The organism is Bacillus sp. ISL-46, assembly GCF_018613205.1.
Map to the genome: position 1 here is coordinate 148,525 of NZ_JAGGQR010000004.1, position 26,756 is coordinate 175,280.

Here is a 26,756-nt window from a genome sequence, read left to right on the forward strand (position 1 = left end):
ACAAGAATGATTAATGGTAACGACAATAACAGAAATCAGGTACAAAGATTTGTTTTTATGTCAACAAATGCCAAATATAGATAAAAAGAGACCGAAATTTCAAACTGATCCCCCCTCTTTCTACAAATTTCCCTATATTATTTAGTAAATATGGTAAAATTTAATACAAACATTACTTGATAGTTTAACTAGAAAAATAGACTAATAGATATTTGGAGGAGGAGTAATGAAAAAGACAAACACACAACAAGTACCTAAAAAGTCAGATGGACCCTGGATTTCAGGAAGTATTGTAAAAAAAGCCTTACTACCGAGTTTTTGTTTTGCAGTGCTGTCTACCGTTGCTTTTGAGGAAACAATTTTTGCCGAAAAAACAAGTTCTACACAAATCAGTGGTAATAGTGTTCAGACTACCAAGTATGTAAATGTCACCAGCGGGACATTAAATTTGCGGAAAAGTACTTCAACTAGTTCAGCTATCATTGCTACTCTATCAAAAGGGAAGGCTGTAACCGTCTATTCTGAAACAAAGGGCTGGGCCAAGGTAAACGTGAACGGTAAAACTGGCTATGTCAGCTCGGGCTTTCTATCATCCAAAAGTCCGACCAATATCCCCTCATCATCGACGACAACCGCCAAAACTAAATACGTAAATGTAAAAAGTGGCACGTTAAATATGCGTAATGGTACTTCAACAAGTGCATCGATTATTGTAAAACTTGCAAAAGGGACGGCGGTAATGGTTTATTCTGAAGCGGGTGGCTGGGCGAAAATTAAGGTTTATGGAAAAACGGGCTATGTAAGTTCTGCTTTTCTATCTGGTACGAGTCCAAGCAAAAATCCTAGTACGGGTACATCAGCTTCTCCCCCTGTGAAAACCACAAAAAAGGTTGTAAATGTTGGTGCTAGCTCTACCTTGAACCTAAGGAAAGGTCCATCAACCAGTTCAACAGTTCTTGAAAAATTAAAAAATGGAACTGAAGTAGAGGTCTATTCCGAGTCAAAGGGCTGGGCTAAAGTAAAATTCAATGGGAAAGAGGGGTATGTAAGTTCTAGATATCTTTCTACTACGAAAGTAAGTTCTACTCCTGTGAACGAAATACCGGATAAACAAACGACCATAAACAAATATGTAAATGTCAACCTAGGCTCCACTCTAAATATGCGCAAAAGTGCCTCATTGAATACATCCATTTTGATTAAATTAGCTCGTGGGGTGAAAGTCATCGTTCATTCTGAAGCAAAGGGCTGGGCTAAAATAGAAGCATATGGGCAAACGGGCTATGTCCAAGCTCACTATTTATCTGAAACTACTCCCCCTGTTGGATCGGATACTGCGAACAATAATTCGGAACCGAGTAAAGAAACTACGAAGACAAAATATGTGGATGTTATATATGGTTCCAGCTTAAATATGCGTTCTAGCGCTGCTGGGAGCGCCTCTATCGTTACAAAGTTATCAAGAGGAACCCTTGTCACGATTCTTTCCGAAGGAAATGGTTGGGCTAAAGTAGCGGCCAATGGAAAAACGGGATATGTCAGCACGCAATACTTGTCAACAACTCCGCCCTTTAATCCCAATACCACTGATGGAACCATTGATAAGGTTATTGAAAGCTATGACATTCCCTTATCTGATTTGGTACAAAAGCAGATGGCAGTTAATCCACAAACAGACAAGTCATATGATACGTACATCAGAGCTGATGGCTTAACATTAACTAGTGAAACAAGCGGGACAGTCAATGGATCGAGTTGGGATGTAAGAGGTGGAGCTGGTCCTGCCTATTGGGTAGTCGGCCAAGTGAAGAAGCAGGATACTCTACAAATTCTTGGTAAACTAAAGGGGACAGATGGGTATAACTGGTACCAAGTAAAATTTAATAAAACCTGGGTAAATGCGAGTACGGAAGATATTACCTATTATGTGGATCCAAATAATTTCCAAAAGAATACGGTCGATTCCCTGCAATTTCTTAAACTGTCAGTGACAGCCAATATAAGTGCTAAAGAGGTTAATGAAAGAATTCTGTCTGGAAAAGGTAGTTTGCAAGGATTAGCATCCACCTTTATCAAGGCTGGAAATACATATGGAATAAATGAACTTTACTTAATATCCCATGCTTTATTAGAAACAAATAAAGGTAAATCACAACTGGCTCAAGGCGTCCAAATTAATGGAAAAACTGTTTATAATATGTTCGGAATTGGTGCTTATGATCAAACTGCGGTCACCAGTGGGGCCCAATTTGCTTATAATGCTGGTTGGTTTACTCCTGAGAAGGCTATTCTCGGCGGTGCACAATTTATTGCCAACGGATATATTAACGCAGGGCAGGATACCCTCTATAAAATGAAATGGAATCCAGGTTCAACAGTAACAAGCGGTAGTGCAACACATCAATATGCGTCAGATATCGGCTGGGCTGCCAAGCAAGTCCACCAAATATACAATTTATATAATTTAATAGATTCTTATAAACTAGTACTAGAGATCCCGAAATATAAATAAGTCTAGTTATGAGAAAGGGGGCCGCTGAGCAGCCCCCTTTTCTGTTATAAATTAATGGACCTTTTCAATATTCACGAGACAATCATATAAGGTGCTCCCGAGGCCATTATCAGATGCACCGCTCGAGGTCAGGTGATTAACGGACCCGCCAAACTGCTTCCAAATTCCTTCATCGATATTAATGGTATTCGGATGGACAGCCGCTGCTATCGAAATATAACCCTTTACTTCGCCGCGGTCATTCCAGACCCTTACAAAATCATCCTTTTGCAACCCGAGAACCTCAGCAATATTTTTGGCAACCTCCACCTTCACTTTTGGTATCACTGGGTAAAGGTGGTAGTTCTGCGAGTGATTGGAGCGCATCGGATGAATGGTCAACAGACTGTATGGATATTTTTCAGCAAGCTTCCGATTTTCCCATTTAGACTCTGCGGGTACGGCTAAGGTTAACCGTCCAGCGCTGCCGTTACGTTGACCTAACTGTGCAGTGAATTCAAACTTACCGGATGGTGTTTTAAACTTTCGGTCCTGCCATGGGATGGCGAGTACCGGCAATTCTAATGTATGCTTCTCCATTAAAGTTTCTAGAGATGCACCCTTTTCTTCCAATGCTTGAAAGGCCATTCTTAGGAATTGCTGTCTTGTAAAATCAAAATCCTCACCAAAGCCAAGTCTTTTCGCTAATTCAGTCCAGATCCATAAATCTGGTTTTGCTTCACCCGGTGCTTCTACAAGCTTAGGACCATAATTCACATAATGGTGATACATCGAAGAATAATAAATATCCTCTTCCTCAAAGGCAGTTGTGGTCGGCAACACATAATCCGCGAGTTGCGCGGTGTCCGTCATAAATTGCTCAATCACCACCAGCGTCGCTACGGAAGAGAAGGCTTTTTCAACCACTTGGGTGTCAGGCACCTGGGTCAAGGGGTTCCCACACGTCACAACAATCATCTGAATTTCTGGGTCTATTGCCTTTAACACTTCTTCTGCCTGTTTCATAATTGAAAATTGGCGCTGCTTTTGTTTGCGAGTTGGCAGGGTCAACTCCTCAAACACGAAGCTCTGCCCAACTTGAAGGTTGGCATAATTGGCGCCGCCGCCCGCAATGCCAATATTCCCGCTGCATGCAACAAGGGCATCAATGAAGCGAATCGTATTGCCCCCATTTTTATAGCGTTGTAAGCCAAGCCCCATAAAGGTAGAAGTTGGTTTGTCCGCATAAACATGAGCTAATTTAGTGATCACTTCACAAGGGACTTCCGTCATTTCACTAATTTTTTCGATCGAGATGCTGTTAAGGAGCTGTTCAACCTCATCAAAGCCAGCGGTAAATTGCTCAATAAAGCTGCGGTCTTCCACTCCTAAGCGGAGCATTTCCTTGATAATTCCCGCCGCTAATAGTCCGTCCATCCCAGGTTTAATTGATATATAGTCTTCGGCAATTTTCGCCGTTGCATTAAAGATAGGGTCAATGACCACTAGTTTCGCGCCACGCTTTTTCGCTTCTAAAAGCTTTTCGTAAAAGTGCATATTTGTGCGGGCAACATTTCGTCCCCAGACAATAATATTTTTGCTGTTGTAAAGATCATCTGGTTCGTGGCTGTAAGCATCACCAAAGTCCCACTTTTGTGCTTCAATTCCTGCTCCCCAGCAGAGCGAGCCGTAAAGCTCGGTCACACCGCCATAGCAATTAAAGAAACGCTGGTCGAGGTTTTTCAATAAGCCATTATTCGCATAGTCATGGCTGTGTAAAACAGCAGTAGAACCGTACTGTTCTTTTATTTGTATTAATTTATCAGCGATCTCATTGAGTGCCTGTTCCCAGGAAATTTGCTCAAATTGACCGTTTATCTTTTTTAATGGATGCAACAACCGTTGCGAGGAGTTTGTCCTTGTTTCGAGCATCCGTCCCCGTCCGCAAATTTTCCCTTGTGTGATTGGATGGGAGGGATCTCCTTCTACTTTAGTAACCCGGTCATTTTCGACTGTCACATTAAAACCGCAGCTATCCCAGCAATTTAACGGACATGCTGCCTGACGTATTTGTACCAATTTCCCCACCCCCTATGTGCAAAATTCTATTTCTACTTTTCTAATAAGAATAATATAGTTTGGCAAAAAAAAGAAGCAAGAGTTACTCCTCATGCTTCACCAAAATTTTCTTCATTTTCCTTGAAAATTCTCTCCTTGGTATGAGGACACTGTGACCACAGCCCTCACATTTGATCCGAACGTCCATCCCCATGCGGATCACCTTCCAACGATTTGTTCCACAGGGATGCTGTTTCTTCATCTCGACAACATCATTTAAGGCAAATTCTTTTTCTTCCATTGCAAAATCTCCCCTTATTTAGGTTGTTCAGACCCATACATGACCACTCTTGGATTTGGAGCTTTAATGCCATTCTCGTCTAATTGTAGCTTGATATCCCTGCGAATATTTCGAGAAACGGCCGCTTGCTTCATTGGCTGTGTTTCTGCGACAACCCGTAAAACAACCTCGGTCGCACCCATTGTTTGAATCCCTAATAGCTCAGGGGCTTTAACTAACTCTTCATATTGGGCAGGCATAAACTGAATGGTATCCTCAATTACCTTTTCCGCCTTCGCTATGTCCTCACCATAGGCGATGGCAATATCAACAACAGCGATACTATTATTTATTGAGAAATTGGTTACTTCGATGATACTGCCATTTGGTAAAATATGCAGTTCCCCGGTCCAACTTTTTATTTTTGTGGTTCTTAACCCTATAGTTTCGACATTACCTTCATATTGTCCTATGCGAACATGATCACCGACTGAAAATTGATCCTCAAAAATAATAAAAAAGCCAGAAATAATATCCTTCACTAAACTTTGTGCACCAAAACCAACGGCTAAACCAACAACCCCCGCCCCCGCAATCAGTGCTTTTACATCAATTCCTAACACAGAAAGGATCATCATAAAGGCGATAAAATAAACCACATAAGAAAGGACATTATCGAGCAGCCTTGAGAGCGTTTCTTCACGCCGATCTGATGTATTGAGCGGAGAGAGGTTTCTAATTTTAAAGATATTATGGATCATCAATTTTCCAATTCGAATTAAGATATTGGTAATGACCAATATCGCAAGGATTTTTAGAAGGGCTTCCCCCATATTCAACCATGTATCTTCATTTTGAAATTTATCGATTAATTTTTGCATTCCCTTTTGTGTGAGACTCATTCAGACACCATCCTCTAATAACTTCATAATCCACATCTATTTTAGCAATTATTCTGCGCAGTTAATAGCATAATGAATTTTCCTTTTTCTCCCCAGTTCATGTATAGATTTACTGAAAATTCCGTATACTAATAAGACTATTTACTGTGAGGGAGTGACTTAATGAATCTGAAGACCAGTTTTTTTGACAGGAGGGCTAAGACGCGAATCAGCCACGATGATTTGCATGCGGCTGAAAATCTAGCTGAAGAGTTACTTGCTGTGATTCCCAGTCTGACAAAGCGCCCAATTGTCTTTGTATGTATTGGTACCGACCGCTCCACAGGGGATTCATTAGGACCACTTGTTGGGACACTGCTGGAAGAAAAGGGTATAAGGTCGTTTTATGTATACGGAACATTAGATGAACCGATTCATGCCGTCAATCTTTCTGAAAAACTAAAGGAAATCCATGCAAAACATGATGACCCCTATATTATTGGGATTGATGCTTGTTTGGGCAGGATTAAAAATGTCGGAGTCATTCAATTAGGAAATGGTCCTGTCAAACCAGGAGCTGGAGTAAACAAAGAACTACCAGCGGTCGGAGATATACATATCACCGGCATCGTCAATGTCAGCGGATTTATGGAGTTTTTTGTCCTGCAAAACACCCGCTTAAATCTTGTCATGAGAATGGCAAAAACGATTGCCAATGGGATCTATCAAGCAAGCATTTTATACCCTAAACAAACCTGGACGGAATTAAACTTAAATTGGCTCGAAGAAGAGAAAACAAATTAAAAGAGCAAACGGTGTTATATCCGATTGCTCTTTTTTTCCATTGATTACAAATAGTGATGGTAATAATAAAGAACGGTTACAATCAGTCCCGTTACAACAATGCCTGGCAGCAGATTGGCTACTCTAATTTTCACCATTCCGGTTAAATTTAGGCCAATCGCAAAAATCATGATCCCACCCGTGGCCGTCATTTCAACAATAAACTGATCCATTAATGCTTGGGGAACAAATTGGTCAATCTGGGTAGCAAACAGGGCAATCAACCCTTCATAAAGGACAACCGGAATCGCAGAAAAAATAACGCCTATCCCTAAAGTTGTCGTTAAGATTAACGCCGTAAATCCATCGATCAATGATTTGGTGTACAAGACAGCATGATCGCCGCGGATGCCGCTATCAAGTGCACCAATAATCGCCATCGCCCCAATCACAAAAATGAGTGTAGCAGTGACAAACCCTTCTGAGATACTCCCTTTTCCATTGTTAGAGCCGACTTTCTGCTCAAGCCATATACCTAAGTCATTTAATTTATCCTCTAATTTGAGAGCCTCGCCGGCTACAGCTCCAACCACCAAACTAATAATAACAATGAGAAAGTTTTCACTCTTCAAGCCCATTTGCAACCCTAAAACCATGACGGACAACCCGATGGCATACATGACAGTAACCTTCATTCCTTCTGGGATGCGGTTTAACAACTTCCCAAGAAGCGTTCCAATGACTATTAACAGCCCATTTACAAGTGTTCCTAAAAAAAACATCCTATTTCACCTTTTTCTTCGACCTTCGAAATATATACCTAATAAACTATCATATTTACCCAAAAAAATAAACCATCGAAAGGATGGTTATAAGGATTCATTTTGATCAAGCATTTCCAGAATTCGTTCAAGATCATCTTGTGAGAAAAATTCAATTTCAATTTTCCCTTTATTTTTATTCTGCTTAATGTTTACAGTGGTTCCAAACCGTTCACGAAGGGTGTGTTCACGTTCCTGGATAAACACATCCTTCTTCTGTTCTGGCTTTTTTGTTTCACGTGAAACATTTTCATTTAAGTGCTGAATCAGTTTTTCTAACTGACGGACACTGAGCGCTTCCTTGATGATCTTTTCCACTAATGCAGGAACTTTTGCCTTTTCCCTGAGTCCTAACAAGGCACGGCCATGTCCCATTGATATCTTAGCAGTGGATATTAACTCTTGAATGTTCGGAGGGAGGGAAAGCAGACGAACATGGTTCGCTACATGCGGCCGGCTTTTGCCTAATCGCTTCGCTACCTCTTCTTGGGTTAGCTTTAACTTTTCCATTAATGTTTGATACGCTAAACCCTCTTCGATGGGATTTAAATCTTCCCGCTGTAGATTTTCAAGAACGGCCAATTCCATCATTTGCTGCTCTGAAAGGTCGCGGACAACAGCTGGGACTGTTTCAAGCTTTGCTTCCCTTGCAGCCCGAAAACGTCGTTCACCGACAACAATTTCATACCCTCTAAGGCTTTTTCTAACCACGATTGGCTGTAAGATTCCATGTTCTAAAATAGAATCTTTTAATTCATCAATTGCCTCTTGTTGGAAGGTTTTTCGCGGCTGGTAAGGGTTGGGACGCAGTTCCTTAAGCTTGATTTCTTGAACTGTTTCTTCCTTGCCAACATCCGTAAAAATTGCGTTTAGTCCCTTTCCTAAACCTTTAGCCATTTGAGACCACTTCCTTCGCTAAATCTAAATACACCTCAGCACCACGGGATTTCGAATCATAAGTAATGATTGGTTCCCCATGGCTTGGTGCTTCACTTAGACGGACATTCCTTGGAATAATGGTTTTATACACTTTATCTTGAAAATACTTTTTTACTTCTTCAATTACTTGAAGTCCGAGATTGGTTCGAGCATCAAGCATCGTTAATAATACGCCTTCAATTTTCAAATCCTGATTCAAATGCTTTTGAACAAGTCTGACTGTACTTAATAATTGGCTTAAGCCTTCTAACGCATAGTACTCACATTGAACAGGAATTAAGACAGCATCAGAGGCCGTTAATGCATTGATTGTCAATAAGCCTAACGATGGCGGACAGTCGATAATAATATAATCAAATTGGTCTTTGACTTCTCCAAGTGCACGTTTCAAACGAACTTCTCTTGAAATAGTCGGAACCAATTCAATTTCTGCCCCAGCCAGTTGAATTGTTGCTGGTATCACATACAAATTTTCCACTGATGTCTGTTTAATAACATCCTTTGCTTCTACATCATCTACTAAAACATCATATATGCATTGGTCAACTTCTGCCTTTTCAATACCAATCCCGCTTGTTGCGTTTCCCTGCGGGTCCGTGTCGACTAGCAGGACACGTTTCCCAATATATGCTAAGCAGGCCCCTAGGTTGACAGAGGTAGTCGTTTTACCGACTCCGCCTTTTTGATTCGCGATTGCAAGAATTTTGCCCACGATGTCACCTACCCTTTTATTCTCTCAAAGTTTTATTCTATGTTTCTATTAAATTCTATTAAAATACTAGTCATTTGGCTAATCTAAACTGAATTTATGATAGGAAAAATTCCATTCCTTTATTTTATCATGAAACAGAAGGGTTGTTGGATTTTTTCTAAAAATATTCAAATGTTCAATTAGTTTATAACTGTAGCCAAAAAAATAAGAACCAAACATTTGTATATGTCTGGTTCTAGCATCTATTATTCTATTGATCTTACTTTTTCTTTGGTATGCGAATCGTAAATTGGTAGAATTCATCAAATTCTTCTTCTTCAGCATTGAGATTAATCCCGCTGTCCGTTACCATTGTTAATGATTGACGAATGGTATTTACGGCGATTCTCATATCTTTACTGAAAGCCTTCCGTTTCGACTTTGGCTTTTCGCTTTTTTGTTCAAGCAGTTTGACAACACGTTCCTCTGTCTGCTTGACATTAAAATTCTTATCAATAATTTCAGCCAATAGCACCACTTGTTTTTCTGGATCCTTGAGAGGGATCAGTGCACGAGCGTGGCGCTCTGTAATAATTTTATTTAACAATGCCTCTTGAATGGGCTTCGGTAATTTAAGAAGACGAAGCTTGTTAGCAACGGTTGACTGCCCTTTCCCAAGGCGTTGTGCTAATGCTTCTTGGGTTAAGTTGTGCAGTTCCAGCAATTTACCATACGCCATCGCTTCTTCAATCGGCGACAGCTCTTCCCGTTGTAAATTCTCAATTAAAGCAACAGAGGCAGTTTCAGTATCTGATAAATTTTTTATAATGGCTGGTGCTTCGGTCCAACCGAGCTTTTTCATCGCACGAAAACGGCGTTCCCCAGCAATAATTTCATATTGGTCAATGGCAAACTCTCTAACGACAATCGGTTGAATGATCCCATGAATGTGAATTGTTCGCGCTAATTCTTCAATTTTCTCTTCATCAAAAACCGTACGAGGCTGAAAACGGTTTGCAACAATATGATCAATTGGTATCTTTTTTATTTCCTCGTTTTTTTCTACAATTAGCTCTTTTTCAAGCGCAACCTCTTGTTCTCCCTTATCGCCGAGGCCAAAAAAGCGTGTAAACGATTGCTTCATCCCCAACACCACCTTTACGAAACTCCCTATTACTTATTCTCTGAATACAGACATTCTTCCTGCCTAGAATAACATGTTTATTGAAAAATTGTTAGCATTCCAAATCCGTTTTTCTTACAATACACCGCGCAAAGGAAGCGTGCTTTTCTTATTCAATCGGTGTCTTTCCTGGTGTCCCAGGCTTGCGCGGGTATTTCTTTGGTGTTTGTTTTTCCTTTTTAATGATTAAAATATTCCGCTCGCTTTCTTCCATTGGCAGTGTAAAGGTGTGCATCTCTTCCAACCTTCCGCCAAGGGTGGTAATTGCCTTTTGACCAATCTCTAATTCATCTTTCGCATGGGCAGCCTTCATCGCAATAAAGTGTCCGCCTACTTTAACAAGCGGCAGGCAAAGTTCACTCAACACAGACATTCTTGCCACGGCCCTTGCCGTTACGACTTCAAAATTTTCGCGGAAATTTGGATTTACCCCAAAGGTTTCGGCGCGATCATGAATAAAATGAACATTTTCCAATTTTAATTCCTTCACGAGATGATTTAAAAACGAAATGCGCTTGTTTAGTGAATCAACAATCGTCACTTCGATATGTGGGAAAACAATTTTTAGCGGAATACTAGGGAACCCCGCTCCCGCCCCCACATCACAAAGATGGAAAGGCTTTGTAAAATCAAAATAGAATGAAGCCGTAATCGAATCATAAAAATGCTTTAGATACACTTCAGCTTTATCCGTAATGGCGGTTAAATTCATTTTTTCATTCCACTCGACCAATGTCTCAAAGTACATTTCAAATTGGCCGAGCTGTTCACTTGAAAGGGAGATCCCTTTTTCCCTTAGGTTTGCTGCAAATTGTTCAATGATCATTCAATAATCTTCCTCACATAATTATTCATTTGAAACTCTAGCTATTTTGCCTTGTTCTAGATACACAAGCAAGATCGAAACATCCGCTGGATTCACCCCTGAAATCCGGGATGCCTGGGCAATTGATAGCGGTTTGACTAGTTTTAGTTTCTGTCTGGCTTCTGTCGCAAGGCCTGACACCGTGTCATAATCAATATTCTCAGGGATTTTCTTATCTTCCATTTTCTTTAAGCGGTCAACCTGTTGTAGTGACTTGGTAATATAGCCCTCATATTTTAACTGGATTTCAACCTGTTCCTTCACATCTTCATCAAGGCTGACATCACTAGGAAAAATGGTTTCAAGAAGATCATAGTTCATTTCTGGTCTTTTTAATAAATCAGAAGCGCGGATTCCATCCTTTAATTCACTGCCGCCAATGCTTCGAATAAGCTCTTGAACCTCAGCAGTCGGTTTCAAGAACGTCGACTCTAAACGCTGCTTTTCAGCCTCAATAGCGTCTTTCTTTGCTAAAAATCGTTCGTATCGGTCGTCACGAATCAGTCCAATTTGATGGCCTATTTCAGTTAAGCGTAAATCAGCATTATCATGTCGTAACAGTAGGCGATACTCTGCTCTTGACGTTAACAAGCGGTATGGCTCATTTGTTCCTTTAGTGATCAAATCATCAATTAAAACTCCAATATAAGCATCAGAACGACTTAAAATTAACTGGTCACGGCCAATCGCTTTCAGTCCTGCATTGATACCAGCCATGATTCCTTGTCCTGCTGCTTCTTCATAGCCGGATGTTCCATTAATTTGACCCGCTGTATACAGTCCTTCAACCACTTTTGTTTCCAGGGTTGGCCATAACTGTGTTGGCACAATCGCATCATATTCAATCGCATACCCAGCTCTCATCATTTGCACATTTTCGAGTCCTGGAACGGTTTTAAGAATTTCCTGCTGTACATCTTCCGGTAGGCTCGTGGATAGACCCTGTACATAGACTTCCTTTGTGTGTCTTCCTTCAGGCTCAAGGAAAATCTGATGGCGCGGCTTATCATTAAAGCGGACGACCTTATCTTCAATCGATGGACAATACCTTGGTCCTGTTCCTTTAATCATTCCGGAATACATTGGAGAACGATGTAGATTGGCGTCAATTAACTGATGGGTGCGTTCATTTGTATAGGTCAACCAGCATGGCAGTTGGTCCGTAATATATTTCGTTGTTTCATAGGAAAAAGATCGTGGAACTTCGTCGCCAGGCTGGATTTCTGTTTTACTATAATCAATCGTATTACTATTAACACGTGGCGGAGTTCCAGTCTTAAATCGGACAAGGTCGAAACCAAGCTCCTCTAAATGTTCAGACAGCTTAATCGATGGCTGCTGATTATTTGGACCACTTGAATATTTCAACTCACCAAGGATAATTTCCCCACGCAAATAGGTTCCGGTTGTAATGACGACCGTTTTTGAGCGGTAGACCGCACCTGTCTTTGTGATAACCCCTTTAGAAACTCCATCCTCGACAATCAGTTTCTCGACCATCCCTTGGAGTAATGTTAGATTCGGTTCTTCCTCGAGTGTTTTTTTCATTTCATGCTGGTAAGCATATTTATCAGCCTGCGCTCTTAACGCGCGGACAGCTGGACCTTTTCCCGTGTTCAGCATTCTCATTTGGATATAGGTTTTATCAATATTTCGACCCATTTCCCCGCCCAGAGCATCTATTTCACGAACGACGATCCCCTTAGCTGGTCCGCCAACGGATGGGTTACATGGCATAAAGGCAACCATATCAAGATTGATGGTAATCATTAATGTTTTGGCGCCAAGTCTCGCAGCCGCAAGGCCCGCTTCACAGCCGGCATGGCCTGCTCCAACGACAATGACGTCATAATTTCCTGCTTCGTATTGCATGTTGTCACTCCTCTTTCTATTTCCCTAAACAGAATTGTGAGAAAAGTTGGTCGATCAGGCTTTCGTGGACACTCTCGCCAATGATTTCGCCAAGTAATTCCCATGTTCTTGTTAAATCTATTTGAACAATATCAATTGGGGTACCCATTTCGACCCCGTCAATCGCTTCTTCGATTGTCTTTAAGCTTTGGTGCAATAGTGCAATATGACGACTGTTTGAAACATAGGTCATATCGCCAGCATCAATCGAGCCTGCAAAAAATAACGAAGCGATCGCTTCCTCTAACTCATCGACGCCACGGTCCTCAAGGAGTGAAGTAGTGACAATCTTATGCTCTTTTGCTAACTCATTCACTTTCTCCAGGTCAATTTGCTGCGGCAAATCTGTTTTATTGACGATAACGATAACATCCATCCCTTTGACCACTTCAAAAAGCTGCTCATCTTCCATGCTTAACTTGTCAGCGTAATTTAAAACAAGCAAAATCAAATCCGCGTCTTGTAAAACTTGGCGGGAACGCTCAACCCCAATTCGTTCGACAATATCCTCTGTTTCCCTAATTCCCGCCGTGTCCAAAAGTCGCAATGGGACACCGCGAACATTCACGTATTCTTCAATTACATCCCTTGTGGTTCCAGGAATATCTGTCACAATCGCCTTGTTTTCGTGAACTAGACTGTTTAATAGCGAGGATTTTCCTACATTCGGACGGCCAACAATCGCAGTAGACAGTCCTTCTCGTAAAATTTTCCCCTGTTCCGACGTTTGCAATAGCTTTTTGATCTCTTCCCGAACAAAATGGGCCTTCTCTGCTAACATCTTATGAGTCATTTCTTCGACATCGTCATATTCTGGATAATCTATATTCACTTCCACATGGGCAAGGATTTCTAAAATTTCCTGCCGTAGTCTTCGAATTAATTTCGACAGGCGCCCTTCCATTTGTCCCAAGGCGACGTTCATCGCGCGGTCCGTTTTTGCCCTGATTAAATCCATTACCGCTTCCGCTTGGGATAAATCAATCCGTCCATTTAAAAATGCCCTTTTTGTAAACTCTCCCGGTTCCGCGAGTCTCGCTCCATTCGTTAACACCTGCTGAAGAACTCTATTCACAGAAACAATCCCGCCATGGCAGTTTATTTCAACAACATCCTCTTTTGTAAAAGTTTTTGGCCCTTTCATGACAGACACCATAACCTCTTCAACCACTTGCCCCGTATTAGGGTCTATCAAGTGTCCATAGTGGATCGTATGGGTTGCTGCTTCAGTCAGCCTTTTCCCACCGATACTCCTAAATAGCTTGTCTGCTATCGGGAATGCTTCATCCCCACTCAAACGCACAATCGCAATCGCACCCTCGCCCATTGGAGTCGATATTGCCGCAATCGTATCAGATTCCATTTCCTTCACCTCACATTTAAAAAATCGGTTCATCTATATAAAAAATATTTTTTCTCCAAAACAATAGAATACCACATCATTTTCTGTGGAAAAAGTAAACCCTCTTCCAAATAATTAATCCACAATTCACTTCTATCTCATTATTATTTTAACTTATCCACATGTGAATAACAATAAAACGAAAAATGTGAAAAAATTGAATGTTATCAACAGGCTAATTTTTTTAAAATTCGACAAAAAAAGACACCCTATCATTCAATAGGATGCCTTTGTGATTTTGTTTTTAAGTTTAAATCCTTATCTTTTTGATGCTGGAGTAATCACAATAAAGCGATGTGGCTCCGATCCATCAGAAAGTGTTTTGACGCGTTTATTATCAGATAAAGCAGCATGAATCACTTTTCGCTCATAGGAAGGCATCGGTTCTAAGGTTACATCTTTTCCTGACTTAACCACCTTTTGGGCGAGACGATGGGCTAATTGAATCAGCGTTTCATTTCTTCTTTTTCGGTAATCCTCCGCGTCCAAGATCACGGTTAAATACTGATTCGAAAAACGATTTAGCACTAATTGCGTCAAATATTGAAGCGAATTTAATGTTTGACCTCTTTTTCCAATCAATAACGCAATCTTTTCACCCGTCATAATAAAATGAACATGTTTACCGTCGCGTTTGATTTCTATTTCTGCGGGCGCTCCCATCTGTTCACTTACTTGAGTAAGAAATTTCTTTGCTTCTTCAATGGGATCAATGATGACGGTTACTTTTACAACAGCCGGACGTGAACCAAAAATACCGAAAATCCCTTTTTTCCCTTGATCAATAATATCAATATCTGTGCGGTCTTTGCTGGTTTGTAATTGAGCTAAAGCTGATTTTACTGCTTCTTCGACAGTTTGTCCTGTAGCAGTTACCTGTTTCACTTTTTTGCTCCTCCCGCATTACCGGATGCTTTTGCCATTTTCAAATCCGGTCCTTTAATAAAATAGGTTTGCACAATCATAAAAATATTTCCTACTACCCAGTACAACGAAAGCGCGGCAGGGAAACTAAAGGCAAAAACAACAATCATGATTGGCATCATCCAAAGCATCATCGCCATTTGTGGATTCTGATCTTGTCCAGCCATCATAATTTTTTGCTGAATAAACGTGGTTATACCTGCCACTATCGGCAAAATATAGTAAGGATCTTTATCACCAAGGTCAAACCATAAGAAATTATCGTTTGCAATTTCCCTTGTTCGTGAGATGGCATGGTAAAAACCAATTAAAATTGGCATTTGTACAATTAATGGAAAACAGCCAGCCATTGGATTTACACCATGTTTTGAAAAAAGTGCCATGGTTTCCTGTTGCAGCTTTTGCTGTGTTTTTTGATCTTTAGAACTATATTTCTTTTTCAGTTCGGCCATTTCTGGCTGCAATGCCTGCATCGCTTTTGAACTTCTTGTCTGCTTGATCATTAGCGGCAAAATCGCAAGGCGGATCAGGATAGTTACGACAATAATTGATAACCCAAAACTGCCCCCGAGAATAAGCGCCCCTTCTTTGATCAACCAGGATAAAGGATAGACAATGTACTCATTCCAAAAGCCTGAACTCTCCGATGTGATTGGCTTCTTAATTTCACTGCATCCTGTCAGGAACATAAATACAGAAAGTAAACCAATACCTAGTAATATTCGTTTTTTCAACCAAATTTTCCTCCTTACAATAAAGATAATGAACAGTTTAGAATCAAATCTATGTACAATTTATTTTGGATGATTTCAAAGGTATTTTAGCACTTAGGCAAAGGAATTGTCTTCAATAGGATATAAATATTCAACGAATTCCTTTGCAAATTATGTCCTTAAAGTCACTTTTTCAAAACCTTCCCAACTTTAAGTACATGGGTTAAACTTTTTTTCACCTCAAAAAAATCCATTTCAGCTGCTGGTTTCCTGGCAATAATCACGTAATCATTCCCTGGTGCTAACTGTTCGTTCAGTTCAAAAATGGATTGTCTTACATACCTTTTAATTCTGTTCCTTGTCACAGCATTTCCAATCTTCTTACTCACCGACAGGCCAATTCGAAAATAGTCTTGTCCCTCTTTTTTTAATGAATAGACGACAAACTGCCTATTTGCAAATGATTGGCCCTTTTGAAATGCCGCTTGAAATTCTTTATTTTTTTTAATACGCAGCTCTTTTTTCATAAAAACACCTTCAGTCGGATTAGAAAAAAGACCACTGACTTTGCAGTGGTCTATGCTGATAATACTTTTCTTCCCTTTAGACGACGACGAGCTAGAACCTTACGGCCATTAGCTGAGCTCATACGACTACGGAAGCCATGAACTTTACTGTGTTTACGGCTATTTGGTTGATATGTTCTTTTCATTATATGACACCTCCCTGAGGAATAGCTATCAAGTTTAAATGACAGTCTTACTTATTATAAAGACCTCACCATAAAATTGTCAACTACTCTTCACTATTGTTTCCATTTCCAAATTTTATTGAACATGAATTTGCTAATTTCCAGAAATTCTATAGCTATAAGAAATGATCTTAACCATGAAAGTGGAATTCTTATTTTTACTCCCATAATTCATCCAGCCCTTTCTCCTGGAAGGTACGAATATCCTGTGGATAAATTTTCGACATTTTTTTCACATTCTACACAAGATATTGACAGGTTTTGCACAAAATATCTACTTGTGGACAATTACTGTGCACATATTGTTACAGTTGTGGATAAACTGCGAAAAGGCATTGCATATCAAGCAATAATTTGATATCATATTTGTGTTTTCACTCTGAATAACTTTATCCACAACAATACGTTATCCACAAATTGTGGATATCATGTGGATAGTTTATCCGAGGGTACTGCAGAAAGTTGTCCACAAGAGGTGGATATTGTCGAAACTCCATTTTACTTCCTTATTATTTATTATCCACATTCACTATTTCGTATATTTATAAATTAATAGGTTGTACTGACGGTATAATTACGAAAAGCGCGTTATTTTATAAAAAAAAACACAACAAAGGAGGGATATTATTTGGAAAATATTGCGGATCTTTGGCATGCTGCATTAGCCAATATAGAAAAAAAAATAAGCAAACCAAGCTTTGATACCTGGCTTAAGTCCACAAAGGCCCATTCCCTTCAAGGCGATTTGCTAATCATCACTGCTCCCAATGAGTTTGCTCGTGATTGGCTGGAAGAGCGTTATTCGCAGCTAATCTCTGGGATCCTCTATGAAATTACCGGAGAAGAGCTTTCTGTTAAGTTTATCATTCCGCAAAATCAAAACGAGTCAGAAAGTGATGTCCTGCTGCCACCAAAAAAGGTAAAAAAGGACGATGACCATGGGGAATTTCCTCAGGGTATTTTAAATCAGAAATACACTTTTGATACGTTTGTTATTGGCTCAGGCAACCGTTTTGCCCACGCTGCATCACTGGCAGTTGCCGAAGCACCAGCCAAAGCATACAATCCCCTCTTTATTTATGGAGGAGTTGGATTAGGGAAAACGCACTTAATGCATGCAATTGGCCATTATGTCTTAGATCATAACCCTGCAGCAAAAGTGGTTTATTTATCATCTGAAAAATTTACAAATGAATTTATTAACTCGATTCGTGATAATAAAGCAGAGAGTTTCCGCAATAAATATCGAAATGTCGATATTTTACTTATAGATGATATTCAATTTTTAGCTGGAAAAGAATCAACACAAGAAGAATTTTTTCATACCTTTAATGCTCTTCATGAGGAAAGCAAACAGATTATTATCTCCAGCGACCGGCCGCCTAGAGAAATTCCAACGTTAGAGGACCGGCTCAGGTCACGGTTTGAATGGGGATTGATTACAGATATTACACCGCCCGATTTGGAAACGAGAATTGCCATTCTTCGCAAAAAAGCTAGAGCTGAAGGATTAGATATACCTAACGAGGTTATGCTTTATATCGCCAATCAAATTGATACAAACATCCGGGAGCTAGAAGGAGCACTGATCCGAGTGGTCGCCTATTCTTCCTTAATCAATAAAGATATTAATGCTAATTTAGCAGCAGAGGCATTAAAAGATATTATTCCAAGTTCAAAGCCTAAAGTAATAACCATTCTGGATATTCAGAAGACAGTCGGGGAACTCTTTAGTATAAAACTCGAGGACTTTAAGGCAAAAAAGCGGACAAAGTCGCTTGCCTTTCCTAGACAAATTGCGATGTACCTATCACGGGAATTAACCGATTATTCTTTGCCAAAAATAGGAGAAGAATTTGGGGGCCGCGATCATACGACTGTCATACATGCACATGAGAAAATTTCCAAACTTCTTCAGACCGATGCCCAGCTGCAAAGGCAAATGAAAGAACTGCATGAACTATTAAAAGTTTAGGCAGTTATTGGTGTTTTTTTCTTTCAAATATGTGAATAACTTCTTTGCATTTACACACAGTCTGTCCACATGTGGATAGGCTGTGTTTCCGTTGAAATAATCCAGTTATCCACATATCAACAGGCCCTACTAGTACTTCTACTCTTTTTTTAAAAAAATATATTATGTTATAGCTATAAAAAATATGCTTAAAACGGAGGAATACATGCGATGAAATTTATCATCCAAAGAGATCGGTTAGTTCAGAGTGTTCAAGACGTTATGAAGGCTGTTACTTCAAGAACAACAATCCCTATCTTAACCGGAATTAAAATCACAGCTACATCAGAAGGTGTTACCCTAACAGGAAGTGATTCCGATATTTCCATTGAATCCTTTATTCCAAAAGAGGATGCTGGTGATGAAATTATTGAATTGAAACAAGCAGGAGCGATCGTTCTCCAAGCAAAGGTATTTAGTGAAATTGTCAAAAAGCTCCCGACTGATTCGGTTGAAATTGAAGTCTTAGGCTCGCTTCAAACGGTCATTCGTTCTGGAAAATCTGAATTTAACTTGATTGGCCTGGATGCTGAAGAGTATCCTCACCTTCCACAGATCGAAGAAAATAATAAATTTCATATTGCAACAGATCTTTTAAAAGCGATGATTCGCCAAACTCATTTTGCAGTGTCCTCCTCAGAAACACGCCCCATCTTGACAGGTGTAAACTGGAAGGTTGAAAACGGGGAACTAAACTGTATTGCAACAGATAGTCACCGGCTCGCGCTTCGAAAGGCGAAGATCGAAATAGCGAACAACGAAAATTATAATGTGGTCATTCCAGGGAAAAGCTTGAATGAGTTGAGTAAGATTATTGATGACAGCCATGACTTAATTGATATTGTTATTACCGAGAATCAAATATTATTTAAAGCGAAGCACTTATTATTTTTCTCCAGATTGTTAGAAGGAAATTATCCGGATACCTCTCGTTTAATTCCCAATGAAAGTAAAACGGATGTGACGGTAAATACAAAGGAATTTTTACATGCGATTGATCGGGCCTCATTATTAGCAAGAGAAGGCAGAAACAATGTTGTCAAATTTTCGACAATTGAAGGCGGAATTATTGAAATTTCTTCAAATACTCCTGAGGTTGGGAAGGTAGTCGAGGAAATTCAAAGCGAAGCCATCGAGGGTGAAGAATTAAAGATTTCTTTTAGTGCCAAATATATGATGGATGCATTAAAGGCGCTTGAAGGAACAGATGTTAGGGTAAGCTTTACTGGAGCCATGCGCCCGTTCGTCATTCGCCCGCTTCATGATGAAACGATTTTGCAATTAATATTACCCGTTCGAACATACTAAATTTATAGAGCCTAAACCCATATGCCACCACACATTGGTGGCTTTCTTTTAGTTTCCTTTGTATCTCTGTGAAATATTTAGTAAAATAAAGTATTGAGACCATTTTAGAAATGAGGGTGACGATTTGCCTGAAAAAATTAAGATCAATACTGAATTTATTACGCTGGGTCAATTTCTTAAATTGGCTGAAGTAATACAATCAGGCGGCATGGCAAAATGGTTTTTAAGTGAACATGATATATTGATTAATGGCGAACAAGATCAAAGAAGAGGAAGAAAGCTGCGCACCGGTGACAAAATCCAAATTGCTGGTTTTGGTGAGTTTGTGATTACCGAGTAATTATCAAAATAATTACCGAGTAGCAAGGCTAAAGGATGTCGTTTGCATGTATATCGAAAAATTAGCGCTAACAAATTATCGAAACTACGAAGAATTGTTCGTAGAATTTGAAAATAAAGTAAATGTCATCCTGGGTGAAAACGCCCAAGGTAAAACAAACGTCATGGAATCTATTTATGTTTTGGCCATGGCGAAGTCGCACCGAACCTCCAATGATAAAGAACTTATTCGCTGGGACCAAGAGTATGCTAAAATAGAGGGTAGGGTTCAAAAACAACACAGCTCATTGCCGCTGCAATTAATTATTTCTAAAAAGGGCAAAAAAGCAAAATGCAACCATATTGAGCAGCAAAAATTAAGTCAATATGTAGGCAATATGAATGTGGTTATGTTTGCTCCTGAGGACCTTAACTTAGTGAAAGGCAGCCCGCAGGTCCGAAGGCGATTTATTGATATGGAAATTGGACAGGTATCGCCCATTTATTTACATGATATGAGTCAATATCAAAAAATTCTCCAGCAGCGTAATCATTTTTTGAAAATGTTACAGATCAGAAAACAGACCGATCAGACCATGCTTGAGATATTAACGGAACAATTTATCCAGATGGCTGTGAAAATTGTGGCGAAAAGGTTTGAATTCCTGCGCTTACTTCAGAATTGGGCAAAACCGATTCATCAAGGGATTTCAAGAGGCTTGGAAACGCTCGAAATTACCTATAAACCGTCAGTAGAGGTATTAGAAGCTCAAAATTTGTCGAAGATGATAGCATGCTTTGAAGAAAAATTCAGCAAGGTTAGAACAAGGGAAATTGAGCGAGGTACTACGCTTTTCGGTCCCCATCGTGATGATCTGCTTTTTTATGTGAACGGTAGAGACGTTCAAACATTTGGATCACAAGGTCAGCAGCGTACCACAGCACTTTCAGTAAAGCTTGCTGAAATTGAATTAATTTCTGCTGAAATTGGTGAATATCCCATTTTACTGCTAGATGATGTTTTATCGGAATTAGATGACTATCGGCAGTCTCACTTGCTTAATACCATCCAAGGAAGAGTTCAAACCTTCGTGACTACCACAAGTGTCGAGGGTATTGACCATCAAACATTAAGGGAAGCTTCCACGTTTATCGTTGAAGCTGGTGTCATAAAGAAAATTAATTGAGGTGAACCATGTATATCCATATCGGGGAAGATATTAATATTAGGGCAAGAGATATTATTTCTATCTTGGATAAAGAGAGTGCAAACAACTCGCCGCTTGTAGAGGAGTTCATCAGTCAACGTAAAGAAAAGGTAATCAATCTGTCGAAAAACCCCTTTAAATCAGTCATTATTACATATGACAATGTTTACTTATCCCCGATTTCTTCAGGAACTTTAAAGAAACGATCAACTCAAATGAATATACATGAATTTTGATATTTATTTATTTTTTAATTAACGATATAGATATATTTTTGTCAGAAGGTGCAGGTGAACAAGCATGACTTTGGAACAAAAAGCAGTCGAAGAAGCATATGGTGCGGATCAGATACAGGTTCTTGAAGGACTTGAAGCTGTTCGAAAAAGACCCGGTATGTATATTGGTTCAACAAGTGGTAAAGGTCTTCATCATCTTGTTTGGGAAATTGTTGATAACAGTATTGACGAGGCGCTGGCTGGTTTCTGTGATGAAATCAATGTCATTATTGAAGAAGACAACAGCATCACGGTAAAGGATAATGGCCGTGGAATCCCAGTCGGAATTCAGGAAAAAATGGGTAGACCAGCGGTTGAAGTCATTATGACTGTGCTGCACGCCGGCGGTAAATTCGGCGGCGGAGGATATAAGGTATCCGGAGGACTGCATGGTGTTGGTGCGTCAGTAGTTAATGCCCTTTCCACGGAACTTGAAGTATATGTACACAGGGATGGTCAAATTTACTCAATCAAATTTGAACGCGGCGCGGTAGTTCAAGAATTAGAGGTCATTGGAACAACTGATATCACAGGTACAGTTACGCACTTTAAACCAGATGGTGAGATTTTTACTGAAACATTGGTCTATGAATATGACATTCTTGCCACTCGCCTTCGCGAACTTGCCTTCCTAAACAGAGGAATAAAAATCACGATTGTGGATAAGCGTGTTGAAAATAAACGCAATGAATACTACTACGAAGGCGGAATTAAATCGTATGTTGAGCATTTAAACCGCACTAAAGAAGTGGTTCATGAAGAACCGATTTACATGGAAGGAGAGCGTGACGGCATTAGTGTTGAAGTCGCACTCCAATATAACGAAGGGTATACAGATAACATTTACTCTTTCGCAAATAATATCCACACCTATGAAGGTGGAACGCATGAATCCGGTTTTAAAACGGCGTTAACAAGGGTTATAAATGATTACGCTCGGAAAAATAGCTTAATCAAAGAGAATGATACCAATCTTTCTGGTGAAGATGTTCGTGAAGGTATAACAGCAATTGTCTCCATTAAACATCCTGATCCCCAATTTGAAGGTCAAACAAAGACAAAGCTTGGAAACTCTGAAGTCAGAGCAATTACGGATACTGTTTTTGCCAGTACTTTCGATAAGTTTCTATTAGAAAACCCAACCGTAGCTAGAAAAATTGTTGATAAAGGTTTAATGGCCGCACGTGCAAGACTAGCTGCTAAGAAAGCAAGGGAATTAACACGCCGGAAAAGTGCCTTAGAGGTTTCCAGTTTACCTGGAAAATTAGCTGACTGTTCATCGAAAGATCCTGCGGAAAGTGAAATTTATATCGTTGAGGGTGATTCTGCCGGTGGTTCAGCGAAGCAAGGACGTGACCGTCATTTCCAAGCCATTTTGCCGTTAAAAGGGAAAATCCTTAATGTTGAGAAAGCTCGTCTTGATAAAATTCTTTCTAACAATGAAGTTAGGGCAATGATCACGGCGATTGGAACGGGAATTGGGGAAGAATTTGATATTTCTAAGGCTCGTTATCATAAAGTCGTTATCATGACGGATGCCGATGTTGATGGTGCACATATTAGAACACTTATTTTGACGTTCTTTTATCGTTATATGAGACAACTGTTAGAGGCTGGTTATATCTATATTGCTCAGCCGCCGCTATATAAAGTCCAACAAGGTAAACGAATTGAATATGCCTATGATGACAAAGAACTTGACCGGATATTCGCGGAGCTTCCAAGTACACCGAAGCCTAATATTCAGCGTTACAAAGGTTTGGGAGAGATGAACCCTGAGCAATTATGGGAAACAACCATGGATCCTGCTAGACGAAGTATGCTTCAGGTTAATCTTGATGACGCTATTGAAGCGGATGAAACTTTTGATATGTTAATGGGTGAAAAAGTAGAACCACGCCGTAATTTTATTGAAGCAAATGCGCAGTACGTGAAGAATTTAGATATTTAAAGAAAAGGTGAAAGGAGGTAACAAGTATGGCTGACACACCAAATCCTCAAATAAAAGATATTAATATTAGTCAAGAAATGAAAACTTCCTTCCTTGACTATGCGATGAGTGTTATCGTTTCTCGTGCCCTCCCAGATGTTCGGGATGGGTTAAAACCAGTTCATCGCCGTATTCTATATGCTATGCATGATCTTGGCATGCATTCAGACAAACCATATAAAAAATCAGCCCGTATCGTTGGGGATGTAATCGGTAAGTATCACCCGCATGGTGACTCTGCCGTATATGAAACGATGGTTCGGATGGCACAAGACTTTAACTATCGTTATATGCTTGTAGATGGACATGGAAACTTTGGCTCTGTCGATGGTGACGCGGCGGCAGCAATGCGTTATACAGAGTCGAGAATGTCTAAAATCTCAATGGAATTATTAAGAGATATAAACAAAGATACGATTGATTATCAAGATAACTATGATGGTGAAGAAAGGGAGCCGGTTGTTCTCCCAGCAAGATTCCCTAACCTTTTAGTAAACGGTACAACGGGAATTGCAGTTGGTATGGCTACCAATATCCCGCCACACCAGCTTGGAGAAGTTATAGATGGAGTCTTGGCAATTAGTCATGACCCTGAAATTACGACGCAAGAGCTCATGGAAATTATCCCTGGTCCAGATTTCCCAACAGGCGGAATCATTTTGGGCAGGAGCGGTATTCGTAAGGCGTATGAAACAGGCAGAGGATCAATAACTGTTCGTGCTAAAGTAGTAATCGAACAAAAAGCAAATGGTAAAGAAGTTATCATTGTTAATGAATTACCATACCAAGTAAATAAAGCGAGATTAGTTGAAAAAATCGCTGAATTAGCGCGCGATAAAAAAGTTGAAGGCATTACAGACCTCAGAGATGAATCCGATCGTAAAGGTATGCGGATTGTTATTGAGGTTCGTAAAGACGCGAATGCCAATGTCCTTTTAAATAATTTATATAAACATACAGCTCTTCAAACTAGCTTTGGAATTAACACACTGGCCCTCGTAAATGGACATCCGAAGGTATTGACTCTTAAGCAATGCTTAGTTCATTACTTAGATCATCAAAAAGTCGTTATTCGCAGAAGAACTGAGTTTGAATTACGTAAGGCAGAAGCACGTGCCCATATTCTAGAAGGATTAAGAATTGCACTCGACAATTTAGACGCTGTCATTACGCTTATCCGTAACTCGCAAACAACTGATATTGCCCGCGAAGGCTTAATGACAGAATTTAACCTCTCTGAAAAACAAGCCCAGGCAATTCTTGATATGCGTTTGCAACGTTTAACAGGCTTGGAAAGAGAAAAGATTGAGGATGAATATCAGGCCCTCATGGCACTTATTGCTGAGTTAAAGGCAATTTTAGCGGATGAGGAAAAGGTCCTTGAAATTATCCGTGAGGAAATGACTGAAATAAAAGAACGTTTCAATGACAAGCGCCGTACAGAAATTGTGACAGGCGGAATTGAAAATATTGAGGATGAAGATCTAATTCCTCGTGAGAATATCGTCATTTCTTTAACCCATAACGGTTATGTTAAACGTCTCCCTGTTTCCACCTATCGTGCCCAAAGACGAGGCGGACGGGGAATCCAAGGAATGGGTACAAACGAGGATGACTTTGTTGAACACTTGATCACCACTTCAACACATGATACGATCCTTTTCTTTACAAATAAAGGGAAGGTATACCGTTCTAAAGGATATGAAATCCCTGAATACAGCCGAACAGCGAAAGGGATACCAATTATCAATCTCCTTGGTGTCGAAAAGGGAGAATGGGTCAATGCAATCATTCCCGTTGAGGAATTTGTAGATGATTGGTTCTTATTCTTTACGACTAAAGAAGGGATTTCAAAACGGTCTCCGTTAACATCGTTTGCACATATCCGCAACAACGGCCTAATTGCTCTAAGTTTGCGTGAAGGGGATGAACTAATCTCTGCCCGCTTAACTGATGGCACAAAGCATATGATTATCGGTACGAAGAAGGGTATGCTGATTCGTTTCCCGGAAACGGATGTTCGATCAATGGGACGAACAGCCACTGGTGTGAAAGGCATTACGCTCGATAGTGACGATGAAGTTGTCGGAATGGAAGTATTAGAGGAAACGAATGATGTGTTAATTGTAACGAAAAATGGTTACGGTAAACGTACCAAAGCGGAAGAATACCGGATCCAAGGCAGAGGCGGTAAAGGGATTAAAACCTGCCACGTTACAGAAAAAAATGGCGACCTTGTTTCGATGCGTGCGGTAACAGGTGAAGAGGACCTGATGCTTATTACCACAGGTGGTGTCCTCATCCGAATGGATGTTGGCAGTATTTCCAAAATGGGACGAAATACTCAAGGTGTTAAGCTTATTAGTATGAAGGAAAGCGAAGATGAATATGTTGCCACTGTGGCAAAAGTAGAGAAAGAAGAAGAAGAAGAAGAGGAAGAAATCCTTGAAAATGATTCAAATGAAGCTGAAGGAGTCTCTCCTGAAGAAAATCATGAGGTTGAAACAAACGAGGATGTAGAATAAAAAAGTAGAGGGGGCACACAATAAATGTGCTCCTTTTCTTATGTCCATGAATTCTAAAATAGAGATGTAATAGTAAGAAAGAGTTATTATATTGTTCATAGTAAAAAAAGATAGAAAAACTGTTGACTTTAATTTTTACAGATGGTATATTAATTAAGTCGCTTACGGGCGATAGAGAAATTGTCCTTTGAAAACTAAACAAACAAAATCGTGCAAACAAACAAAAATTTTAGTTTCAATTACGAAACTAAGCCAACGTAACAAAATGAGCTAATCAACTTTCTTGGAGAGTTTGATCCTGGCTCAGGACGAACGCTGGCGGCGTGCCTAATACATGCAAGTCGAGCGAATCAATAGGAGCTTGCTCCTGTTGATTAGCGGCGGACGGGTGAGTAACACGTGGGCAACCTGCCTGTAAGACTGGG

General features: G+C 40.0%; 23 protein-coding genes and 1 rRNA gene. 10 read left to right on the forward strand and 14 right to left on the reverse strand.

All coding sequences use genetic code 11. The annotated features are described in order from the left end of the window. The first annotated feature begins 226 nt into the window (after positions 1-226). Positions 227-2,512, forward strand: a complete 2,286-nt coding sequence (locus J7E67_RS02110) for an SH3 domain-containing protein (RefSeq protein ID WP_214730836.1) — start codon at positions 227-229, stop codon at positions 2,510-2,512. Positions 2,513-2,563: 51 nt separating this feature from the next. On the opposite strand, the gene J7E67_RS02115 is transcribed toward J7E67_RS02110, so the two are convergent. From J7E67_RS02115 to J7E67_RS02125, 3 genes are all read right to left on the reverse strand, one after another. Beyond that, complete coding sequence (locus J7E67_RS02115) at positions 2,564-4,570, reverse strand: molybdopterin-dependent oxidoreductase (protein WP_214730837.1); 2,007 nt, start codon at positions 4,568-4,570, stop codon at positions 2,564-2,566. Between the two features lie 82 nt (positions 4,571-4,652). Further along, positions 4,653-4,850 carry a DUF951 domain-containing protein gene (locus J7E67_RS02120; RefSeq protein WP_026568062.1) on the reverse strand — a complete coding sequence of 66 codons (198 nt, stop codon included), beginning with the start codon at positions 4,848-4,850 and terminating at the stop codon, positions 4,653-4,655. Positions 4,851-4,864: 14 nt separating this feature from the next. Next, on the reverse strand, positions 4,865-5,731 hold the full coding sequence (locus J7E67_RS02125) for a mechanosensitive ion channel family protein (RefSeq protein ID WP_168241419.1): 867 nt from the start codon (positions 5,729-5,731) through the stop codon (positions 4,865-4,867). A gap of 162 nt (positions 5,732-5,893) precedes the next feature. On the opposite strand from J7E67_RS02125, the gene yyaC reads away from it, so the two are divergent. Further along, the gene (gene yyaC, locus J7E67_RS02130) at positions 5,894-6,514 is read left to right on the forward strand and encodes a spore protease YyaC (protein ID WP_214716243.1); all 621 of its coding nucleotides are present in this window, start codon (positions 5,894-5,896) and stop codon (positions 6,512-6,514) included. A gap of 44 nt (positions 6,515-6,558) precedes the next feature. Here the strand turns inward: yyaC and J7E67_RS02135 are convergent, their stop codons facing one another. From J7E67_RS02135 to rpmH, 11 genes are all read right to left on the reverse strand, one after another. Next, on the reverse strand, positions 6,559-7,275 hold the full coding sequence (locus tag J7E67_RS02135; protein ID WP_214716245.1) for a DUF554 domain-containing protein: 717 nt from the start codon (positions 7,273-7,275) through the stop codon (positions 6,559-6,561). An 87-nt stretch (positions 7,276-7,362) separates the two neighbouring features. Beyond that, positions 7,363-8,211: a ParB/RepB/Spo0J family partition protein gene (locus tag J7E67_RS02140; RefSeq protein ID WP_214716247.1), complete on the reverse strand. Its 849-nt coding sequence runs from the start codon at positions 8,209-8,211 to the stop codon at positions 7,363-7,365. Beyond that, positions 8,204-8,965: a ParA family protein gene (locus J7E67_RS02145; protein WP_214716249.1), complete on the reverse strand. Its 762-nt coding sequence runs from the start codon at positions 8,963-8,965 to the stop codon at positions 8,204-8,206. The genes J7E67_RS02140 and J7E67_RS02145 overlap by 8 nt, the downstream gene beginning before the upstream one ends. Before the next feature lie 259 nt (positions 8,966-9,224). Continuing rightward, positions 9,225-10,088 carry a nucleoid occlusion protein gene (gene noc, locus J7E67_RS02150; RefSeq protein ID WP_214730838.1) on the reverse strand — a complete coding sequence of 288 codons (864 nt, stop codon included), beginning with the start codon at positions 10,086-10,088 and terminating at the stop codon, positions 9,225-9,227. Positions 10,089-10,236: 148 nt separating this feature from the next. Then, a complete protein-coding gene (gene rsmG / locus J7E67_RS02155; RefSeq protein WP_214730839.1) occupies positions 10,237-10,953 on the reverse strand; it encodes a 16S rRNA (guanine(527)-N(7))-methyltransferase RsmG in 717 nt (238 codons plus the stop codon). 21 nt (positions 10,954-10,974) lie between these two features. After that, entirely contained in the window at positions 10,975-12,864 is a 1,890-nt protein-coding gene (mnmG, locus tag J7E67_RS02160; protein ID WP_214716256.1) for a tRNA uridine-5-carboxymethylaminomethyl(34) synthesis enzyme MnmG, read from the reverse strand. 16 nt (positions 12,865-12,880) lie between these two features. Beyond that, positions 12,881-14,266 (reverse strand): tRNA uridine-5-carboxymethylaminomethyl(34) synthesis GTPase MnmE, encoded by a 1,386-nt coding sequence (gene mnmE / locus J7E67_RS02165; protein ID WP_088084882.1) that lies wholly within the window; start codon positions 14,264-14,266, stop codon positions 12,881-12,883. 297 nt (positions 14,267-14,563) lie between these two features. Next, positions 14,564-15,190 carry an RNA-binding cell elongation regulator Jag/EloR gene (gene jag / locus J7E67_RS02170; protein WP_088084883.1) on the reverse strand — a complete coding sequence of 209 codons (627 nt, stop codon included), beginning with the start codon at positions 15,188-15,190 and terminating at the stop codon, positions 14,564-14,566. Continuing rightward, positions 15,187-15,963: a YidC family membrane integrase SpoIIIJ gene (gene spoIIIJ / locus J7E67_RS02175; protein ID WP_088084884.1), complete on the reverse strand. Its 777-nt coding sequence runs from the start codon at positions 15,961-15,963 to the stop codon at positions 15,187-15,189. The genes jag and spoIIIJ overlap by 4 nt, the downstream gene beginning before the upstream one ends. Positions 15,964-16,127: 164 nt before the next feature. Continuing rightward, complete coding sequence (rnpA, locus tag J7E67_RS02180; RefSeq protein ID WP_168241427.1) at positions 16,128-16,469, reverse strand: ribonuclease P protein component; 342 nt, start codon at positions 16,467-16,469, stop codon at positions 16,128-16,130. 50 nt (positions 16,470-16,519) lie between these two features. After that, positions 16,520-16,654: a 50S ribosomal protein L34 gene (gene rpmH / locus J7E67_RS02185; protein ID WP_035446353.1), complete on the reverse strand. Its 135-nt coding sequence runs from the start codon at positions 16,652-16,654 to the stop codon at positions 16,520-16,522. 667 nt (positions 16,655-17,321) lie between these two features. Between rpmH and dnaA the strand changes: the two genes are divergently transcribed. From dnaA to J7E67_RS02225, 8 genes are all read left to right on the forward strand, one after another. Then, entirely contained in the window at positions 17,322-18,668 is a 1,347-nt protein-coding gene (gene dnaA / locus J7E67_RS02190; protein WP_214716260.1) for a chromosomal replication initiator protein DnaA, read from the forward strand. A 210-nt stretch (positions 18,669-18,878) separates the two neighbouring features. Further along, positions 18,879-20,015: a DNA polymerase III subunit beta gene (gene dnaN / locus J7E67_RS02195; RefSeq protein WP_214716262.1), complete on the forward strand. Its 1,137-nt coding sequence runs from the start codon at positions 18,879-18,881 to the stop codon at positions 20,013-20,015. Between the two features lie 124 nt (positions 20,016-20,139). Continuing rightward, complete coding sequence (gene yaaA, locus J7E67_RS02200; RefSeq protein WP_214716264.1) at positions 20,140-20,355, forward strand: S4 domain-containing protein YaaA; 216 nt, start codon at positions 20,140-20,142, stop codon at positions 20,353-20,355. A gap of 46 nt (positions 20,356-20,401) precedes the next feature. Next, positions 20,402-21,520, forward strand: coding sequence for a DNA replication/repair protein RecF (gene recF / locus J7E67_RS02205; protein ID WP_214716266.1), 1,119 nt, complete (start codon positions 20,402-20,404; stop codon positions 21,518-21,520). A gap of 8 nt (positions 21,521-21,528) precedes the next feature. After that, complete coding sequence (gene remB, locus J7E67_RS02210) at positions 21,529-21,777, forward strand: extracellular matrix regulator RemB (protein ID WP_088084890.1); 249 nt, start codon at positions 21,529-21,531, stop codon at positions 21,775-21,777. Between the two features lie 64 nt (positions 21,778-21,841). Further along, positions 21,842-23,767 carry a DNA topoisomerase (ATP-hydrolyzing) subunit B gene (gyrB, locus tag J7E67_RS02215; RefSeq protein ID WP_374102986.1) on the forward strand — a complete coding sequence of 642 codons (1,926 nt, stop codon included), beginning with the start codon at positions 21,842-21,844 and terminating at the stop codon, positions 23,765-23,767. A gap of 26 nt (positions 23,768-23,793) precedes the next feature. Then, a complete protein-coding gene (gene gyrA, locus J7E67_RS02220) occupies positions 23,794-26,331 on the forward strand; it encodes a DNA gyrase subunit A (RefSeq protein WP_214716268.1) in 2,538 nt (845 codons plus the stop codon). A 280-nt stretch (positions 26,332-26,611) separates the two neighbouring features. Then, a 16S ribosomal RNA gene (locus J7E67_RS02225) occupies positions 26,612-26,756 on the forward strand; the annotation flags it as partial.

Excerpts from the sequence above, each read along its gene's own strand:
- rsmG (WP_214730839.1), bottom strand. The coding sequence starts at position 10,953 with ATGATCATTGAACAATTTGCAGCAAACCTAAGGGAAAAAGGGATCTCC.
- J7E67_RS02110 (WP_214730836.1), top strand. The coding sequence starts at position 227 with ATGAAAAAGACAAACACACAACAAGTACCTAAAAAGTCAGATGGACCC.
- rpmH (WP_035446353.1), bottom strand. The coding sequence starts at position 16,654 with ATGAAAAGAACATATCAACCAAATAGCCGTAAACACAGTAAAGTTCAT.
- J7E67_RS02135 (WP_214716245.1), bottom strand. The coding sequence starts at position 7,275 with ATGTTTTTTTTAGGAACACTTGTAAATGGGCTGTTAATAGTCATTGGA.
- rnpA (WP_168241427.1), bottom strand. The coding sequence starts at position 16,469 with ATGAAAAAAGAGCTGCGTATTAAAAAAAATAAAGAATTTCAAGCGGCA.
- J7E67_RS02125 (WP_168241419.1), bottom strand. The coding sequence starts at position 5,731 with ATGAGTCTCACACAAAAGGGAATGCAAAAATTAATCGATAAATTTCAA.
- mnmG (WP_214716256.1), bottom strand. The coding sequence starts at position 12,864 with ATGCAATACGAAGCAGGAAATTATGACGTCATTGTCGTTGGAGCAGGC.
- J7E67_RS02140 (WP_214716247.1), bottom strand. The coding sequence starts at position 8,211 with ATGGCTAAAGGTTTAGGAAAGGGACTAAACGCAATTTTTACGGATGTT.
- gyrA (WP_214716268.1), top strand. The coding sequence starts at position 23,794 with ATGGCTGACACACCAAATCCTCAAATAAAAGATATTAATATTAGTCAA.
- gyrB (WP_374102986.1), top strand. The coding sequence starts at position 21,842 with ATGACTTTGGAACAAAAAGCAGTCGAAGAAGCATATGGTGCGGATCAG.
- J7E67_RS02120 (WP_026568062.1), bottom strand. The coding sequence starts at position 4,850 with ATGGAAGAAAAAGAATTTGCCTTAAATGATGTTGTCGAGATGAAGAAA.
- dnaN (WP_214716262.1), top strand. The coding sequence starts at position 18,879 with ATGAAATTTATCATCCAAAGAGATCGGTTAGTTCAGAGTGTTCAAGAC.
- mnmE (WP_088084882.1), bottom strand. The coding sequence starts at position 14,266 with ATGGAATCTGATACGATTGCGGCAATATCGACTCCAATGGGCGAGGGT.
- recF (WP_214716266.1), top strand. The coding sequence starts at position 20,402 with ATGTATATCGAAAAATTAGCGCTAACAAATTATCGAAACTACGAAGAA.
- yyaC (WP_214716243.1), top strand. The coding sequence starts at position 5,894 with ATGAATCTGAAGACCAGTTTTTTTGACAGGAGGGCTAAGACGCGAATC.
- remB (WP_088084890.1), top strand. The coding sequence starts at position 21,529 with ATGTATATCCATATCGGGGAAGATATTAATATTAGGGCAAGAGATATT.
- noc (WP_214730838.1), bottom strand. The coding sequence starts at position 10,088 with ATGAAGCAATCGTTTACACGCTTTTTTGGCCTCGGCGATAAGGGAGAA.